This window comes from Novosphingobium sp. (assembly GCF_032093395.1).
In the GTDB taxonomy this organism is placed as follows: Bacteria; Pseudomonadota; Alphaproteobacteria; order Sphingomonadales; family Sphingomonadaceae; genus Novosphingobium.
This window is the reverse complement of sequence record NZ_DAMDBA010000001.1, coordinates 34757-53307: the sequence shown is the minus strand read 5'-3', so window position 1 is coordinate 53307 and position 18551 is coordinate 34757. Positions and strand designations below refer to the sequence as shown.

Here is an 18551-nt window from a genome sequence, read left to right as displayed (position 1 = left end):
AGAGCAGCACCGAGGTGCCTCCGTAAGTCAGGATGGTGTTGTCGCCCGAGAAGACGAACGAATAGCCGGCGCCTTCGGTCAGGCGAACTTTGTCCGTCCCCTGTTCGAAATCGAAGACCTTGTCCGATCCATCGTCCTTGTCGAACTGGAAGATATCGGCGCCGGTCACGGTTGGATCGTTGGGATCGTCTCCAAACAGCACGTCGTTGTCGGCGCCGCCTGCGATGATGTCGTCGCCGGCACCACCGTAAAGCCGATCGTCGCCGCCGCCGCCGTAGAGCGTATCGTTGCCGTCGCCACCGCGCAGCTTGTCCGGCGAGCCCTGACCCCAGAGAGTGTCGTCGCCCTCGTCACCATAGAGATTGTCGCTGTTGGCGCCGCCCTGGATAATGTCGTTGCCCCCGTTTCCATGAACGGTATCGTTACCCTGCCCCGCAAGAATTTCGTCACCGGCCGAGCTGCCGGAGAGAATGTCACCAAACGAAGATCCATCAATTATAGCCACGGGATATTCCTTCCGAAAATCGTTGAGTCTGGAATTACCTGAACTTCGACGACGATTGTGCCGGCTTCCCGATTATCTGTTCAGCAAATCACGCCCACTCAAGAGATTTGGTGAAGTTCCCCTGTTGCCCAATTCCCGTGTGCGGATCTGGTGCAGCGCTTCATCCTCTTCTCAATCGTTCGAAACGGATACTCTGGATCGAGATTGGCTAGCAACCGATTAAATGCAGGGCTGGTGCGAAGTTCTGTCTATATTAAGCCGATACGGTGCAGATAATACGAATATGTGCGTAGTTTTTGCTCTGTTACACTATGTGTAAACGTTCAGGCACAAGCTCTTGGACCGACAATACGCTGCAATGACCGCTCCATTCCGGATGAGGATTATGCGGCGAAAACAGAAAAGGCCCCGACGCATCGGAGCCTTTCCCTTCCGGATCGCCATTCCGGCCGCCTGGTGGAGGCCGGATCGGGCGGGTTAGTTCACGCCCAGAGCAGGCCCGCATCGGTTTCGGTCATGTGCAGGCCGTCCATGCCGATTCCCTTGACCCGTGCCAGTAGATGCTCGCCTGCCTCGTCGTGCATCTCCAGGTAAGTGACCCCTGCCGTGGTGACGATATCGAAGGTCGCGTTGCCGGTGGAACCGGTGATCAGGATCTTGTCGCCATCGCTGGCGTTGAAGTCGTAGATCGTGTCCATGCCGGCAATGTCTGCGGCGTCGAGCACGAAAGTGTCAGCGCCGGCTTCGCCGTAGAGACGGTCCGCGCCGGTGCCGCCAAAGATCCAGTCGTTGCCGGTGCCGCCCAGGACAGTGTCGATTCCCGCATCGCCGTAGAGGTAGTCGTTGCCGTCGTCGCCATAAAGGGTGTCGTCGCCGTTGCCGCCGTGGATCCCGTCGTCGCCCGCCATGCCGCGCAGCTTGTCGATGCCGTCCAGACCCTCGATCCGCTCGCCTGCGGCGCCGCCGGTCAGGCGGTCATCGCCGGAGGTTCCGTTCAGGGTGATGGCGTAAGCCTTCCCCGCATCTCCATAGGGGCTGCTGTCATGCTGGGCCGGATTACCGGAAGCGGGCGTTTCGACCACCGGCGCGGTGCCGCCGCCGGTCGTGTTGCCCCCGCCGCTTGTGTTGCCGGTGTCTCCGGGGACTTGCGGCGCAGGCTGGCTCGGGGTGGCGCCGCCGGAGGCAAGCAGCTTGGCAAGCTGATCGTAGGAATAGGTGCCATCGGAAAAGGTAAAGCTTTCCACGTTGATGACGGTAGAAATTTCCCCTGCACGCACCGAAATCTGAACCGTGCCGGATGCGGAGACGGATCCCGTGACCTTTGCTGCGGTATAGTTCAGCACGAGGCTGTCCAGGCCTTGTCCGCCGTCGATCTTGTCGTTTCCGAAGCTGAAGTAGATGATATCGTTGCCGCGCCCGGCATTCAGAACATTTGCGGCGCTGCTGCCGATGAGCGTATCGTTGCCGTCGCCGGTATAGGCGTTCTCGATCGTGTCGGCCGTGAGCGAGAGCGTCATTCCGGCAAGCGTGCTCGCCTTGGCGGCGGTCAGGTCGATCACCGTATTCGTGGTAATGGCGGCGGCATTGATCGTGTCCACTCCGCCGTTGGCATCCTTCAGAACGCTCCGCTTGGCAAGATCGGCACCCTGGTAGAGCAAGCCGAACTCGTCGGTGTAGATATAGGTGTCGTTCTTAGAGGTGTCGGCATCGCCCAGCAGGGTCAGCGTGGCGCCCTTGAACTTGCCGGTCATCGGCGCGCCTGCCTTGTCGGCGGCGGCCGGATCGCGGTTGTAGATGTCCACCTTCCAGGTTCCGGCCGAGTCCTCTCCCATAGAGGCGACGGAGCCGAACGTGAAATTGCGGATGCTGCCCACGCGGCTTTCTTCGGGAAGATCGTAGACCAGGCGCACCTGGGTGCCGTCGGGGGAGGTGAGGTAGACGTCGAGATCGCCGGTATTGAGCCAGTTGAGGTCGATCGAAAGCTGGACATGCTCCAGATTGACGGCTTCCGTCACCTGGATGTCGAGCGAGATGTGATCGTTGGAGCCGGCGACCATGGTCTGGGCCGAAGCGACGGTCTTGGTCACGGTCGCCAGGTTCGCGAACGTCTGCTGCTGTCCCCAGGTTTCCGCCAGGCGAACCGCGTCGTGGACATTGAGGAAGCCGTAACCGAATGCGTCGCTGAAATGCAGGCCGCCGCCGTTGAAGTTGTCGGCGCCGTTGGTCCGCCAGCCGTCGCCGAAGTTGGCGCCGTCCGCCAGGCCGGACCGGTGGGCGGAATAGGCCAGGATTTCCTGGATGTCGCGATAGCCCAGGTTCGGATTGGCCTGAAGCATGAGGCCCACTGCGGCCGAGACGGCCGGCGCCGCGAAGGAGGTGCCGTTGACGCTTTCGTAGCGGTCGCTCAGCGTCGTGGTCAGCACGTCCCGTCCGGCGGCGGAAACGAGAACGTTTGCGCCAAGGCTCGTGAACGAGGAAGCCTTCCCGTCGCTGTCGACAGCGCCGACGGCAATCGAATAGGGCGAATTCTGGAAGTTGTGATAGTTCGAGGTGCCCGTGGTGCCGGCGTTGCCTGCCGCAAAGACCAGCGAGGTGCCCAGGCCGCCGCGACCTTCGGATACGGCGCGGACGAGCGCGGCCTTGTATTCGGGGTTGACGGCGAAGTTGTCCGCGAAATTCTCCACGAAGCTCCAGCTGTTGTTGGAAACGTCAACTTCGGACGACTTCTGAAGCGCGGCCACAATCTGGCCCACGGCGTTGGCGGATCCATAATCGACGCCATAGCCGATAAGGGTTGCGCCAGAGGCGATGCCCACCGTTCCTACGCCATTACCGGCGTCTGCGGCGATCACGCCGGCTACGAGCGTTCCGTGCGATGCGGGGAGCGCGGTGGCGCTGATCGCCACGTTGTCGGTGCCGACCGCGAAGTTGAAGTCCAGCGAGGTGCTATAGGCTTTCTTGAGATCGGCGTGGCGGAAATCGATCTGGGTGTCGACGACACCGATCTTCACGCCAGCGCCGTTGTAATCCTTCCACACGGAATAGGCATCGATGCTCAGCTTCGACCGGGTCGAGCCGTCGAGATACCATTGCTGCTTTTCAAGAATATCACCGTAGTAAGTCGTGAGGCTGGCAGCAGCGGAGACAGAATTGCTGTTGATCTTGGTGCTCATGGCTCATAAACTCGCGGTTGGCCAAGTAAGTCGATCTTTTTGATCGTCAAGCTGGCTTGGGAATTCGTTGTTTGCGAGTTTCGTTTTCGTCCAATAAAGCTAATCTCGAACTTCTCGGTGAGGTGAATCGCTTTTAATGAGTGGCCGTGCGAAATATTTCGTGATAGTTGTGGCTGTATAGGTAGCATTTCGGATGCTTTAGATTCGCCTGTGAAGCGACCGCCTGTTTTTCAAACGCGAACAACCAATTGGCCCGAGGTCGCGAAAGGCGGCGTTAACCATGAGGTCGATCCGGTCGCGGAATCGTCAGCTTTCGGAAAGAATCTCAACGGTGCGGAATAGGCAAAGATACGGATCGCATGAATCTAAGGACTAAGCCCTAGGCGGAAGAATTCTTTGCCTCGCGAGTGCGTTTTTTATGGCCCGCGAACGGATTCGCTTAGAGCCCGTTTGAAAAATGCCCGAGAGGGCATTTTCAGAGCGGCACCAGCCCCCCGTTTTTCTCAGGCGCCCCCACCCTACCACCCGCAGGATACTACCGTTGGGTGGTAGGGTGGGGGCGCGGGCTGGTGCCGCTAAATTCGCTTTCAGCGAATTTTTAAACGGACTCTTAGCCAGCGGGAAGGGGGGCACGCGAAAGTTCCGCATGCGGCGACGATTGACCTTGTGCTGGATGGCAGCAGGCCGTTCGATCCGTTTACCTGTGCCGGGAAATTCCAGATCCCGCAAAATCCGAACAATGTCGCCGGAAACGGGAGGAGGGTATTGTAGGAGAATTGGCGCTCATGAGCGTACTTCGTCAGGTGCCGTCGATTCCTCCAGAACCTGCGGCGCCGGGACACGAAGAGGGTGCGAACAGGCGGACGCGGTACTTGGTGGCGCTATCCCGGGCGCTCTCGTTCCATCGCATGGCGAAAGCCAGATTTTGCCCCGACTGGACCTGTAACTGCCGATCAATGACATATCCGGAAGATCGTTGCGATTGCGTGATCCGACGTCCGTCGATCGAGAAGCTGATGTCGGCTCCGCGTGCGCCCACATGGGCCGCCGTGAATTCACCCAAGACGTGCAGCGCGCCACCGCGTGATACGCGATATTCCAAGATCAGCGCGTCTTCGCTGGGACTTGGCAGCGCCAGGTCTGCGGAAGCCCTGGGCAGAGCGGATCCTTGCCGACCGAGGTAGGGTGTCCAGGGCACGCCTTCGACCTGCTGTCCCGGCAGCGTCGCAAGCGGAAACAAGCTTCCGGCCTTGCGAGAATAAAGGGTGAAGCCGGCAGAAGCGGGCACAGTGCCGGGCGCGGGATAGGTGAAATCGTAAAGGCTGTCGGCGATCAGTGCGGTGCAGCCCAGTTTGACGTTCCCGCCCAGCGTCAGAGGCTCGCGGCCTTGCAACACTATAACCCTTGTTTCGTCCATCATGAGGTCGTGAGCGCCAAGGTGCTTGCCGGTCGCGCCGAAGGCAGTGACCTTGGCGTCATCGATGCGCACGACTCTTGGCGTTCCCCAAAGAACCCATGTTCTGGGGCCGAATTCGTGGATGAAGGTAAAGCGATCGGGACTGCGGTCCACGCCGCGAAAGGCGGTGAGGTGGTCGATGGCGAAGCGATAGGCCCGTCCGGCATCCGTTGCTTCGCCATCTCGTCGAAGTAACGGCACGAAGCCGTCTCCCCGCTCGTTGAGCGGGTACCAGTCCATTTCCTTTGCGCCGAGAGAAGATAGCGTCGCATAGGCGCGCACCAGTTCGTCGGGCGCTGCGCGTGGATCCCGGCTCCCCAGTTCGGTGATGTAGATGGGCCTTTCGCGCGCAACGGGATGGCGTCGTAGGACGCCGACTTGCGCGGGCAATTGATCGATCGGCGTCGTGTAGGGGTGTATCGCCAGGCCTTCGAGGAAGGTTGCATCGCGGCTTTCGAGCAAGGGCCACAGAAAGCCCGCGGGCAGCGAATGGACGGAGCCACCGATCACGCGCACCGATCTGCCGGCTTGCCGCACACCCTCGGCGGCGCTCTTCACCATGGCAAGATGATAGGCTCTGCGCCCCGCGAGGTTCGCATCCCTCACGGGGCCATTGACGAAGTTGTTGCCATTGATCTCGTTGCCGACCTCCAAGGTATCGATGGCAGGGTAACGGCGTACGAGTTCCGCTACAAACCGCGAGAAGGCAGCGAGCGCGGCTGGAGAATGCGGTGTATGACCCGCGTCGTAGAGTGGATTGCCCCAGTTGAGCGTCAAAGTGAGACGTACTTTCCGCTCCGTGAGGCGCGCCGGGTACCGGGTCATCGGGGTAATGAAGACGTACTGCCCTTCGACTTTCTCTATATCCGCCCAGCGCAGGCTGTCGCGCCAGTTCGCCACGGGAAGCTCGAGTGCGGCTTCGAACAGCGCCTCGTTCCAGCCTTGCGAGAAATTGGAGGCCGCGCCAAGCCGCATGGGTATGCTCGATACCGGATTTTGACGCGGCACAGATGGGGTGACACTTGCCGTCTTGGCATTGAGCCCTGCGGTGGCGCGATGCGAAACCGGGGCTTGGATGCCCAAGGCTATAAACAGGACCGTCAAGGTAGGCAGCGCGATGAATGCGAACCTCACCGGTGAGTCTCTGCAACTGCCCGATCCATTTCCGCTTTAAGGATGGCTACGCTATCGATGGCTTGCGCCAGAGTGGCGGCGTGGACCTCGGCGTCGATGCCGGTGGACATGGCGGTTTCCAGAACGCCGCAAGTCGATCGGGGTGAGCAGGCGAGGGGATCGATGAGCCATTTTTCCAGATTCACCGATTCAAGGAAAGAATCCAGCTTCGGATCCCAACGCAGTGCCACAAACGGAACCCGACAGGAGTAGGCCGCAATCACGGCGTGCATTCGAAAAGCGACCAGTCCTCGGAAGCTTCCAATAAGCCTTGAGAGTTGTTCGGGGGTCTCGGGCTCGACGTAAACAATGCGATCGGCGGGTACGTCTGCCTCCAGATCCGCTTTGATCCGTCTGGCGCAAGAGCGATCCTCGGGGCTTCCGTTTGTGAATATGGTAACATCGTTACCTGCGACGACGAGAGCCTTCGCCAAATCTCGATACCAGGTTTCCAGAAACTCAGTCTCCACTTGCTGCGTCGAATGGTAGCGCACGGCGAAGGGGCTGGTAATATTGAGTCCGATGGACCGCCGGCCATTGTTCGTTTGCGGCGCGATCCCCTCTATCCCGAAACGCCAACTGGCCAATAGCCCGGGATCGGGAACCACGCCTGCGGGTAGGTCAAAGTCTGCGCCGAATTCGGCATTCCATAGTATCCGGGAACGCTCATCCCTGACGTAGACCTTTTTCAGAAGGCGTCGATCCAGCGCCCGGCGCATGAGTGTCCGACCGCTTCGGCTCCAACCGGAGGACACGCCGCAGCCGTAGATGAAGGCGGGAAGTCCGCGTCGTTCCGCTGCCTCTACAGCCAGAGCGATCTTCGTCGGAAAATTGAGATCGAGATCCACGACAAGATTGCCGCCGCCGATGACGATGCAGTTCGCCCCCGGCAACGCGGCATCATAGTGCGGCCGCCAACGCCGGCGCGACTGCACTGCCAGCGGCAGGCGCACCGCAAGTTCCCGCATGGGGGTGGGAAGCATGTGCAGCGCGCGGATCAAGGGGCCACGCCCCGCTGCGCCGGGTCCGTAGGCGGTGCGGCCGGCAAGGTCCACCGACCAGGTATCGTCATGCGCGCCGCAACGCACCAGCGCATGCTCGAGACATTCCGACAGCAAGCCATCGCCCAGGTTGGGGCTGTATTTTACGTTAAAGATGCGCACGCGAGGGCGAACGGCCTGCGTATCGTCGGAATACGGCGGTGTGTCCGTGGCGCGATCTGCGCTGAACAGGTCGTGCGCCGGGCTGGTTGCGATCATTGGCAAGATTCCTTCATGCCGCTATTCCGGGGGCAGACGAAACCATTGCCGTCGCTCCGACATGGCGGGATACTTGAGCAATTACGCCCGTCGAGGTGGGAAGGTATTCGAAGCGCCCCTGCCGCCCGGCTGTTACGATCCCGGTGCGCTTGATGCGATCCAGCACCGCGTTTACCTTTTTCCGATAGCCGATGGTGTAAAGCGGGTAGCAGTTCTCCACGAGATCATGACCTTCCAGCCTGAGGCCGCGGGCAAGGCCCAACTGCAGGGCGTGTGTGCGAAAAGCGTCGAAAGTAGTTTGCGGCTCATGCGTGGAGCCCGGCGCGAGCGTCGTCTCGACTGAGAAAGACGCTCTTTCATTGGCGGAATTCGGATAGACGCGGGAATAGACTGTCGCTCGCTTCCACGCGCCATGGTTATGAAAGTTGAAAAGGACGTTGCCGCTGTCCGGATGAAGCCATTCCGCCGAGACGTGGAGGGTTGTCATGTCCAGGCTTTCAAGGCCTGACGGTTCCGAAAACAGCGCGCGGTGCAAGGCATCGAGCGGCATAGTGCTGACCACGGAAGTCGCCAGGCGCGTGCCGCGATCGGTTCGGATACGGTAGAAGGCGTCGTCTTTCTCCAACGCTTCCAGGCGTTCCCCAAACGCGAAGGTTACCCCTTGCGCGGTGAGGTGCTGGACGATGGCGGAGAAGAGCACGTCAAAGCCCTGTCTGGGGCGGACGCGCATCGGCCAGTGCCGGACTGCCAGCCCCTTCTTGGGGACGAAGATCCGCATCGCGCTTCGTGCAAGGTTCTCCAGCCGTGTAAAACGATCAATGATCGCCATGCGTCGGAAGAAGAATTCCTCGTCTATGGCGTGAGGTTGGACATGATGGAAACGCGTTATGTAGTGGCGCAAACCGGTATCGGTGAAGAAACGAGTACCCAATCGTTTGCGGCAGAGAGCCTCCAGCGAACCATCGGGCGTCACCGTGATGCGTGAGAACAGCAGGTCAAGTGCCGAGAATGCCAGGCGCGCGGGTTTTTGCCTGAGCAAGTCCCTGGGTTCGATCGGATAGAGCAGGATCGACCCGTCGGGTGCGATTCTGCGCTGAACGCTTGCGACTTCCGGGCAGATATCGCGCAAGGACGGCGCGAGATCGAAGATGCTTGCGGTTTCTTCGTAAAATACGCTGCCGACATCGAAAGTGTAGGGACCGATCTGACGACTGCGGTGAGTGCCACCGGCCCGATCGCTCTGATCGATCACGATGACCCTGTGCCCCGCCGCCGACAGTTGCGCGGCAGCCGCAAGACCGGCGACCCCCGCGCCAAGCACGGCGATAAGGCCCGAGCTTCCGGGCATGGGAGGTTCGCTCATGAAAGTGTGAAGGTAGTAGCAGTGATCTTGTCAGTGACCACGTCTGCAAGGCAGTCCCTGATGATCCGGCTACGACATGATAGGGCGCGGGAATCCTGAATTAGCGACATCGGCGTTCCCCCTTGCAACGATATCGCATCGTCGCTCATCCGCACCATCATTCGGTACAGCCGCGTTTTTATTGCTCGATTTTTTCAGCGGCAATTCGATCCGCATCCGTTTTGGATGGGTAAAGCTGAGTCGGATGCAAAACCGAGCTAGTTACATCTTCTGCCGCAAGGGAAGGTGTGCGACGTCCGTTAGCGGGCCGCATTCGGGTGGGCAAAGATATTGCCGGCACAGTTCGATGGAGGTTTCGGGAACGATGATTCAAGAAACGAGGGAGCTGCCGATGCGGTTAGGGGATCGCATGACAAGCCGTCCACAAGTTCAGGCAGGAGCAAGTTCAGGCAAGTGGGCCGCGACCCGGCAGAACAAAGCTCTGCCGGGCCGTCGATCGTTATTCGGAAGGCTTCGTGTCCGCCTTGGCGGGTTCGGTCTTGGGGCGAGCGCTGCGTGCCTTTGAAGCCGCTTTCGGGGCAGCCGTCTTGGCCGAACGCGTAGTGGAGCCGCTGCGTTTGGCTTTCGGGGCTGCCGGCTTCGGTGCGCTGGCGGCGGAGCCAGCAACTGGGGTAGCTGCTGCAGGTGTGGCGGAGGTTGCGGGTGCCGATTCCGGTTTTGCAGCAGCGGCGATCGTGTCAGCGGATTTCGCGTTCTTCGACTTCGGCTTGGCGGATGCCGGTTTGCGGGCCTTGGAGGGGGAAGCGGTCTTGGGCGCTGCGGCCGTTTTGGACTCTGGGGCCTTCACGGTTTCCGTAGCCGATTTCGGCTCTCTGGCGAACCGCTTCTTGCCCCCGCGAGACGCGGGTGCCGCCTTCTCCGGAGCAGTCGAGGGCACGCCCGGTTTGCTTGCGGCAGACGACGACTTGGCCTTTACTGTGGGTTCGGCAGACACGGGCGCGGAGACGCCGGTGCTGCTTTCGGCGGCAGGCTTCGCTGCGGCGCTGCGTTCCTTGCCCGGCGCGGAGGTTGCGTCCCGCTTGGCGCCGCCAGGGCGGCCGCCGAGGCCCATGCGTTGCGCAACGGCACGGCGATGCTCGGAATAGGCGGGAGCGACCATCGGGTAGTCCGCGGGCAGTCCATAGCGCGAGCGATACTCGGGAGGCGTCAGGCCGTTGTTCGCCAGATGACGCTTGAGGCTCTTGTAAGGCTTGCCGTCGATCAGGCTAAGGATGTGCTCCCTCGAAGCGAGGCTTTCCTCGATCGAGACCGCAGGCTTCTGCGGCACTTCGGCTTCCGCACCCGATGCCGACTGGCCCGCGAGCGCCGATCGAGTTTGATCGATCAGTGCAGCCAGTTCACTGCTGGGCACACTGTTGTTGGCGAAGTAGGCGCTCAGCAGATCGACTGTAAGACGGGTGAGGTCGGGCTGTTCGCTATCGGGCATCACATGCTCCCTTTGAAAATTGGCGAGGTGGAACCGGTAACTTTGCCCTCGCACGGCTGTCGTAAATAAACAGGAAATGCTTTCGGGGCCAATAGTCAATTCGGAGTGAAACGATCGCGCCGAAGAAAAGATGCGCGTGAAGGTCTCCTCCGGTAAACTTTTCAGGAGCGAGTCGTGGCCGGCGCGAAGAGTTCGATCTGGGAATGCAAGCCGCCGGAGGAAGACTGCCCTACCCAGATGTCGAAAAGCCCCGGCTCGGCAATCCGGCGACTGCCGGATCCGACGAATTCCAGATCCTTGCGCGCGATCGCGAAGCGGACGACCTTGCTTTCGCCGGGGTCCAGTGTGATGCGTTCCATGCTCTTCAACTCGCGGATCGGCCGGGTACGACTGGCAACACGATCGCGCATGTAGAGTTGCACCACTTCGCTGCCGCGACGACTGCCCTTGTTGGTGATCTTGGCCGAAATTTCCAGCGTCTCGTCCCAGCGCATGACCTTGTCGGAAAGCTTGAGGCTGTCGAGGGTGAATTCGCTGTAGCTCAGGCCATGACCGAAGGGGAACCGGGCGCTGTTGTCGGTGGTCGTGTAACGGGCGCGATACTCGGTGCGATCGTCCACGACTGGGCGACCTGTCGACTTTCGATCGTAAAAGAAAGGTTCCTGGCCAGATTCCCAAGGAAAGCTGACCGGCAGCTTGCCCGAGGGGTTGACCTTGCCGAACAGAACGTCGGCCACGGCGTGCCCCGCTTCCGAACCGAGGAACCAGGTGGCCAGGATGGCCTGGGCATTGGCGACCCCATCGTGCAGCGCCAGGGCGCGGCCGTGGCGCAGCAGCACCACGACAGGTTTGCCGGTGGCCGTTACCGCATCGGCGAGCGCCTGCTGCGCGGCGGGAATCTCGATCGTCGTGCGCGATTGTGCCTCGCCCGACATCGTCTGAGGCTCGCCGATGGCAAGGAGAACGACGTCCGCCGCCTTCGCCGCCTCCACGGCCCTGGCGATGCCGCCGTCGATCGGCGCGACGATGCCGCTGCCGGGAACGATCGTGAGCTTTGCCGCTTCGGGAAGGGCCGCGCGCAAGCCGCTGGCGATGTCCACGCCCTTGCCGGGATCGCCGTAGAACGCCCAGGGTCCGTAGAGATTGTCCTTGTCCTCTCCGAACGGGCCGATCAGCGCGATCTTCTGGCCATGCTCGGGATCGAGCGGCAGGACGCCGCTGTTCTTGAGCAGGACGATCGAGCGCGCCGCCGCCTCGCGCGCCAGTTCACGGTGCGCAGGCGTGGCGATGCGGGTGCGTTCGACGTCCTCGTCGAGCGAGCGCCAGGGATTGTCGAACAGGCCCAAGGCCATCTTCACATAGAGGATGCGGCGTACAGCGATATCCACCGTCCCCATCGGCACGGCCCCCGATTTCACCAGTTCGGGGAGGTAGCGGACGTACAATCCGCTCTGCATCGACATGTCCACGCCCGCCAGCACCGCAAGGCGGGCGGCATCGCGCTCGTCCTCGGCATAGCCATGGGCAATGAGTTCCTCGTCGGCGGTATAGTCGGAAAAGACGAAACCGCGGAACTGCATCTCTCCCCGCAGGATGTCCGTCAGCAGGGCGCGGTCGGCGGTTGCGGGCACGCCGTTGATCTCGCTGAAGGCCGCCATTGTGGTGAGCGCGCCGGCGGCAAAGGCGGCCGTGAAAGGCGGCAAATGCGTTTCGCGCAGAGTCTCGTCGCTGATATCGACGCTGCCGTATTCGAGCCCACCGGCGACAGCGCCATAGGCGGCGAAATGCTTGGGGCAGGCGAGCAGAGAATCGGCGCGGCGCAAGTCCCGGCCCTGGAAGCCGCGCACTTTCGCGGCGGTGAGCAGCGCCGTCAGGGTGACGTCTTCGCCTGAGCCTTCGACGACGCGCCCCCAGCGCTGGTCGCGGGCGACGTCGGCCATCGGTGCGAAAGTGAGGTGCAGTCCGGCCGCCGTCGCTTCCACGGCCATCGCCCGTCCGGTGCGTTCCGCTAGGGCAGGATCGAAGGTGGAAGCTTCTCCCAGTGGCACCGGGAAGATCGTCTTGAGGCCGTGGATCACGTCGCCCGCAAACAGCAGCGGAATGCCGAGGCGGCTCTGCTTGACGGCCAGTTCCTGGGCGCGTCGCGCGCCGGCCACGCCGATGCCGTTGAACAGGCAGCCCACCCGGCCCTTGCGGATTTCCTCGGACAGGCGCTTTTCGCCTTGAATACCTGCCTGGGGATTGGGCGGGTTGAAGGGACGGAAAGCGTCGGCAAGGCAGGTCATCTGCCCGGCCTTTTCCTCGATGGTCATGCGGGCGATGAGATCGTCCACCTGCCGGACCTGATCGGCGGCGAAAGCGGTGCGGGGGGCAATGCGGGGCAGGCCGAACGCGGCGGCACCTCCGAGGATGCCAGAGAGGATGGCGCGGCGCTGAATGGTCATGGAGGCGAGAAGACGTTCCGATTGATGCAAACGATGCCCCCGAAACGTCGCTAGGCCCGTTTTTGTTGCACTGCGGCGGAAAAGCGACCGGCCGGTTGTCGCTTGGGACAACCGGCCGGCAATGGTCTGGTCTCTGATATTCAGGTAAGCGCTGCGCGGGCCATTGATGGAGACGGGGCGCGCGCAGGGGCCGGCTCGGCGGCGCCAAGCGTCGGTATCATGTCGTCTACCGTCACCGGCTCGTCGCCTTTCAACAGCGCCAGCGCTTCGCCCTTGGTCTCGACGGCGGGTGGCGAGCCACGCAACGGCATGCCTGCCGTCTCGCGCACGGTGAGCATGGTGACGATGCCGATCACGGCGGCGCCCATCAGGTAATAGGCGGGAACCAGCGGGTCTCCGGTACGGCTGACCAGCCAGGCAGTGACCAGCGGCGTGGTGCCGCCGAACAGCGAGACGGAGAGATTGAACGAGATGGATAGCGCACTGTAGCGGACGGGTGTGTAGAACAGCGCCGGCAGGGTGGAGGGCATCGAACTGGTGAAGCAGACCAGCGCCACGCCCAGCGTCATCAGGCCGAGGAAGATCAGCCAGTCGTTGCCGGAACCGATCAGCAGCATGCTGGGGATGGCCAGGACCAGAAGCGCGATGCAGGCGCCGATGATCATCGGGCGACGGCCAAGGCGATCGCTGAACATCCCGCCGATCACGTTCAGGGGCATCATCACCAGCATCACCAGGATGATCAGCAGCAGGCCCTTGGTTTCGGCATAGCCCATGGTCACCGTCAGGTAGTTGGGCATGTAGGTGAGCAGCATGTAGTCGGTAACGTTGAATACCAGCACCAGTCCCATGCACTTCAGCAACTGGGGCCAGTGCAGGCGAAACAGGTCGGACAGGCCAGGGCGGTCCGTCTCGCGCTTGTCCACTTGCTCGGTATAGGCCTGGAACGCCGGGGTTTCCTCCAGTTTGAGGCGCATGTAGAGGCCGAGCAGGCCAAGCGGGCCGCCGACCAGGAACGGAATGCGCCAGCCCCAGGCAAGCATCTCCGCGTCGGAGAGCATCATCTGGAGTGCCGTGACGGTGCCTGCCCCGGCGATATAGCCCCCAAGCGTGCCGAATTCGAGCCAGCTGCCCATCAGGCCGCGCTTCTGGTCGGTCGAATACTCGGCGATGAAAGTGGCGGCGCCGCCGTATTCGCCGCCGGTCGAGAAACCCTGGACCAGGCGGGCGACGAGCAGCAGGATGGGTGCGGCAATACCGATCCGCTCGTAAGACGGGATCAGGCCGATGCAGAAGGTGCCGACGGCCATCATCACCATGGTCAGCGCCAGGATCTTGTGGCGGCCGTAGCGGTCACCCAGGGGGCCGAACACCAGCCCGCCGAGCGGCCGCACCAGGAACGCCACTGCAAACGTGGCCAGGGTGGCGATCAGTTGCAGCGTCGGATCGCCCGAAGGGAAGAACACACGCCCCAAAGTGACGGCAATATAACCGTAGACGCCGAAGTCGAACCACTCCATCGCATTGCCGAGCGCGGCCGCGCCCACCGCGCGGTTCAGCAGCGAACGGTCTACTACCGTGATATCGTCGATGGCCAGTTCCCGGCGGGATTTGAACCAGCCGAATTGCGCATGCTGCGCAATGGGGTTTTGCATGTCTATCTCCGTGCGCGCCCGGGCAGGCGCGCAGGAAGGCACCACTATCGCCGAGCGGGAGGCGGCCGTCCAACGGCCGTGAAGGGATGCGATGCCGGATCGGGCATCAAGCGGGGGAGGGCGCCCCATAGCCATGTTCGGCGAAGAACGGGGCTTTAATGGCCGAACCGTTTCTCAGTGGCGATGAATCGAGTTTGTGTTAACAAATGGACGAAGGCGGCATGGTGCTGAACTCTACCCTTTTCGCGGTTGATTCCGCGATCGGAACCGGAATCAGCTCGATATCTTCGAGGTCGTTCGAAAGCCTGTACAGGCGTGCTCGGATACACGACTACGATGACTGTCGCAGTGAATCGGTAGTTTTCGCGGATGAGCAGACGGCCGCACAGTCGAAGAGATCGATCTTCTTTGGTCAGCGGGGTAACGGCGATTTCAGAACTGTCGCCCGGCCTCCGGATCAGGTTGCGGCCGGGCGTCTCGGGGCATGGGCGGTGAGGCAGGTGAGGACGCTCGCGCCCATGAAGGCGATCGCCAGCAGTTCGGGCACGGTGGGCAGGCGCGACTCCCAGAGGAAACCGTAAAGCAGCGCGAAGGCCGTTTCGAACAGGATCATCTGGCCGACCATGGTCAGGGGCAGCAGTCTGCTCATGGTGTTCCAGAAGGCATTGCCGACAACGGAGGCAAGCAGGGCGACGCCGCCCGAGACAGCCAGAAAACGATACCACGCGGCGGTATCATGACCGGCAGGTTCGAGTAGGAGCGCGAAGGGCACCAGCAGCACCGCCTGAAGGCCGGTGACGATGCCGAGCAACAGGCTCCAGTCATGGGCCGAAACCTCGCCGAGGCGGACGAGCCAGCGGCTGTTGATCACCGCGAAGGTCGCCCAGGAGGCAAGGGCGCCGATCGCGCAGAGCAGACCGATCAACGGCATGAGTCCGGCCTCCGCGCTGTCCGTTACCCGCATCTGTCCCAAGGTCTGCCAGCCGATGCAGGCCACTGCCCCGCAGCCCAGCAGCAGCGACGGGGCCAGTCGGACGAGCGACGGCGCGCTTGCGTCGCGACTGCCGACAAGGGTCACGACAACCGGGATGAAGCCGATCACCAGCGACGTCACCGAGATCCCCGCCAATTGAACGGCGCTGGACAGGAGGATGTAGTAAAGGGTGTTGCCGAGCAGGCTGAGCCAGGTCAGCGCGATCCACTCGGTGCGACCGAGCAGACGTACCAGCGTCCGCCAGCGCGGCATCAGCAGAACCGCGGCGATCAGGCCGTAGGCAAGATAGCGACCGGCCGCGAGATGGAGCGGGCCGAAATCGCCGGCCAGTTCGGGCGCGAGAAAAACCAGGCCCCAGACAGCACCGGCGGCCGCCCCGAAACCCACGCCGACAATCGTATTCCGCTTATCCGACACTTCAAGCTCCACGCCGGGCAAGTTCCATCCCGGAAAGGTGGCAGACTGCAATGAAAATCCGGGCCGGTCTTGACCGGGTCTACGCCGGTTTTGACCCAGTCTCGTGGGCCCCATCCTGCATCTGGCGTCGATAGGCCGCCGGGGCCAGGCCGGTGGCCTTGCGCATGGCGCGCGTCAGGGCGCTCTGGTCGGAATAGCCGAAGCGATAGGCCAGCTCCGCGATCGACAGGTGACCCGCGCACAGCGCCTCTCTCACCCGCTGCAGTCGCAGATCGGAAAGCCAGGCGCGGGGCGTGGTATTCAGCTCGTGGCGGAACAGTTCGTGCAGGCGGCTAACCCCGACGCCGACGTGGCGCGCCATGGATGCGGCAGTCCACTGTCCGCCCGGCTCCGCCTCGACGGCGGCCAGAAGCGCGGTCAGGCGCAGGCGTGCGCGAGGCGTTTCGCCTGCCAGTGTGTCGAACAGCAGGGGCGCCCAGCGTTCCACTATGGCCTGCGTGGTTTCATGGGACGCGCAGGGCTGCGTTGCCATCAGCGCCATGAAATCCACCAGCTTGTTCGCGGCAGGCGAGAGCGCGCTGTAGGGGCTGCGCGCCAGTTCGTCCCGCAGGCGCGGTGCCAGCGCCTGACGATCGAGGTCGAGAATGAAGGACCGGTTGGCGTGTTGGCTCGCCTGATCGTGGCGCATGTCGGTATCGACGAAAGCCATGTCTCCTCGCCGGATCGCGCCGCCGCGGGTGCCGATCTCCATCGTCAGCGAGCCCTCCAGCGGCAGGACGATCTGGGCGAAGCCGTGGCTGTCCGTGGTGCTGTCCCGCCCGTAACTGCGCACGTCGATGGAGAGAGGGGAGAGTGGCACCATCCCCTTCATGTACCACCGATCGCCGCACCGATGACAGGGGGATTTGCGATCCACCTGTCGGCGGGGGAGCGCCAGGGGTTGAAAACCTTGGCCGGAGTCCTGTAAAGGCGCTCCATTCGCAAGGAGCCCGGTGCAAATCCGGGTGGCTATTCCGGCCGCCGATCCGCCGGACAATCTCACATGACTTTATCTTTCAAACGCCGGTAATCATCGGCGTCATGTGCAATTGCGGACTACTTCCATGTCAGACACATCCATCCGCTACCGGCGGCAGTGGTTCAGCGACGCCGTGACCGCGCGCCGCGACGTGCTTGCCGGTATCGTCGTCGCCCTCGCGCTCATTCCCGAGGCCATCGGTTTCTCGATCATCGCCGGGGTAGACCCTCGCGTCGGGCTCTATGCCTCGGTGGCGATCGCGATCGTCGTTTCCTTTACCGGCGGTCGGCCGGCGATGATCTCGGCGGCGACGGCGGCGGTGGCCGTCCTTGTCGGCCCGCTGGTTCGCGATCACGGCGTTCCCTATCTCTTCGCCGCGACGATCCTGATGGGGCTGTTCCAGATCCTGGCGGGCCTGCTGCGCCTCGATCTGGTGATGCAGTTCGTCTCGCGCTCGGTGATCACCGGCTTCGTCAACGCGCTGGCCATCCTGATCTTCATGGCGCAGCTGCCCCAGCTTACCCAGGTGGGATGGCAGACTTATGCGATGGTCGCGGGCGGCCTTGCAGTGATCTACCTGTTCCCGCGCGTGACCAGGGCCGTGCCCTCTCCGCTCGTGGCGATCCTGCTGCTGTCGGCCTTGAGCATCGCGATGGGGCTGCCGGTCCATACCGTGGGCGACATGGGCCGCCTGCCCGAAGGCCTGCCGAGTTTCGCGCTTCCGCAGGTTCCGCTGACCCTGGACACCTTGCGCATCATCCTGCCCTATTCGCTGACGATGGCGGCGGTGGGCCTGCTGGAGTCCATGCTGACCGCGCAGATCGTCGACGACATGACCGATACCGACAGCGACAAGCGCCGCGAATGCGCAGGGCAGGGGAGTGCCAATATCGTCGCCGCCCTGTTCGGCGGGATGGGCGGCTGCGCGATGATCGGGCAATCGGTGATCAACGTCAGTTCGGGTGGACGGGGGCGCCTGTCGACTTTCGTGGCTGGCGCGTTCCTGCTGTTCCTGCTCGCGGTGCTCGGGCCCTGGGTGGGGCGCATCCCCATGCCGGCGCTGGTCGCGGTGATGATCATGGTTTCGATCGGCACCTTCAGCTGGGCCTCGATCGCCAACTTGCGCCGGCATCCACCTACGTCCTCGGCGGTGATGCTGGTGACGGTGGTGGTGGTCGTCGCCACGCGCGATCTCTCACTCGGCGTGCTGGCGGGCGTGCTGCTGTCCGGCGTGTTCTTCGCGGGCAAAGTGCAGCGCATGTTCGCAGTGGAGCGCGAACTTTCGGCCGATTGCACCCGTGCCACCTATCGCGTCACCGGACAGATCTTCTTCGCCTCGGTCCAGCGCTTCACCCGCGCGTTCCAGTCGGAGAGCGAGGCCATGCACGTCCTGATCGACGTATCGGCCGCACATTTCTGGGACATTTCGGGCGTCGGCGCGCTGGACAAAGTGGTGGCCCGGCTGCGGCGCGAAGGCCGGAGCGTAGAGGTGGTCGGCTATAACCAGGCGAGTGCCGATCTGGTCGACCGCTTCGCCCTGCACGACAAGACCGGCTTCGAGAGCGGCGCGACGCCGCATTGAAGCATAGGTTTCCGGGACGGCGCCAT

11 protein-coding genes and 1 other annotated feature are annotated in these 18551 nt (G+C 62.6%); of the genes, 1 reads left to right on the top strand and 10 read right to left on the bottom strand.

Annotation, left to right across the window (positions count from 1 at the left end):
- The 10 genes from RT424_RS00175 to RT424_RS00130 form a co-directional block, all read right to left on the bottom strand.
- Positions 1 to 505 (bottom strand): calcium-binding protein (locus RT424_RS00175; RefSeq protein WP_313433547.1); only part of this gene is annotated, 505 nt, incomplete at its 3' end.
- Between the two features lie 482 nt (positions 506 to 987).
- The gene (locus tag RT424_RS00170) at positions 988 to 3678 is read right to left on the bottom strand and encodes a S8 family serine peptidase (protein WP_313433545.1); all 2691 of its coding nucleotides are present in this window, start codon (positions 3676 to 3678) and stop codon (positions 988 to 990) included.
- A 799-nt stretch (positions 3679 to 4477) separates the two neighbouring features.
- Positions 4478 to 6217 (bottom strand): hypothetical protein, encoded by a 1740-nt coding sequence (locus RT424_RS00165; protein ID WP_313433543.1) that lies wholly within the window; start codon positions 6215 to 6217, stop codon positions 4478 to 4480.
- A gap of 47 nt (positions 6218 to 6264) precedes the next feature.
- Entirely contained in the window at positions 6265 to 7566 is a 1302-nt protein-coding gene (locus RT424_RS00160; protein WP_313433541.1) for a polysaccharide pyruvyl transferase family protein, read from the bottom strand.
- A gap of 13 nt (positions 7567 to 7579) precedes the next feature.
- Complete coding sequence (locus tag RT424_RS00155; RefSeq protein ID WP_313433537.1) at positions 7580 to 8887, bottom strand: FAD-dependent oxidoreductase; 1308 nt, start codon at positions 8885 to 8887, stop codon at positions 7580 to 7582.
- 541 nt (positions 8888 to 9428) lie between these two features.
- Positions 9429 to 10415, bottom strand: a complete 987-nt coding sequence (locus RT424_RS00150; RefSeq protein ID WP_313433534.1) for a MucR family transcriptional regulator — start codon at positions 10413 to 10415, stop codon at positions 9429 to 9431.
- A 161-nt stretch (positions 10416 to 10576) separates the two neighbouring features.
- Positions 10577 to 12859, bottom strand: a complete 2283-nt coding sequence (locus RT424_RS00145; protein ID WP_313433532.1) for a glycoside hydrolase family 3 N-terminal domain-containing protein — start codon at positions 12857 to 12859, stop codon at positions 10577 to 10579.
- A gap of 140 nt (positions 12860 to 12999) precedes the next feature.
- The gene (gene proP / locus RT424_RS00140; RefSeq protein ID WP_313433531.1) at positions 13000 to 14514 is read right to left on the bottom strand and encodes a glycine betaine/L-proline transporter ProP; all 1515 of its coding nucleotides are present in this window, start codon (positions 14512 to 14514) and stop codon (positions 13000 to 13002) included.
- Positions 14515 to 14971: 457 nt separating this feature from the next.
- On the bottom strand, positions 14972 to 15904 hold the full coding sequence (locus RT424_RS00135) for a DMT family transporter (RefSeq protein ID WP_409521405.1): 933 nt from the start codon (positions 15902 to 15904) through the stop codon (positions 14972 to 14974).
- A 100-nt stretch (positions 15905 to 16004) separates the two neighbouring features.
- Positions 16005 to 16787, bottom strand: a complete 783-nt coding sequence (locus tag RT424_RS00130; protein ID WP_313433526.1) for an AraC family transcriptional regulator — start codon at positions 16785 to 16787, stop codon at positions 16005 to 16007.
- A 119-nt stretch (positions 16788 to 16906) separates the two neighbouring features.
- Positions 16907 to 16963: a sequence feature (sul1 is cis-regulatory element that is thought to sense ions involved in sulfur or methionine metabolism; They are found in Alphaproteobacteria), on the top strand.
- Between the two features lie 65 nt (positions 16964 to 17028).
- Here RT424_RS00130 and RT424_RS00125 point away from each other — a divergent pair.
- Positions 17029 to 18525, top strand: coding sequence for a SulP family inorganic anion transporter (locus RT424_RS00125; protein WP_313433523.1), 1497 nt, complete (start codon positions 17029 to 17031; stop codon positions 18523 to 18525).
- Positions 18526 to 18551 lie beyond the last annotated feature (26 nt).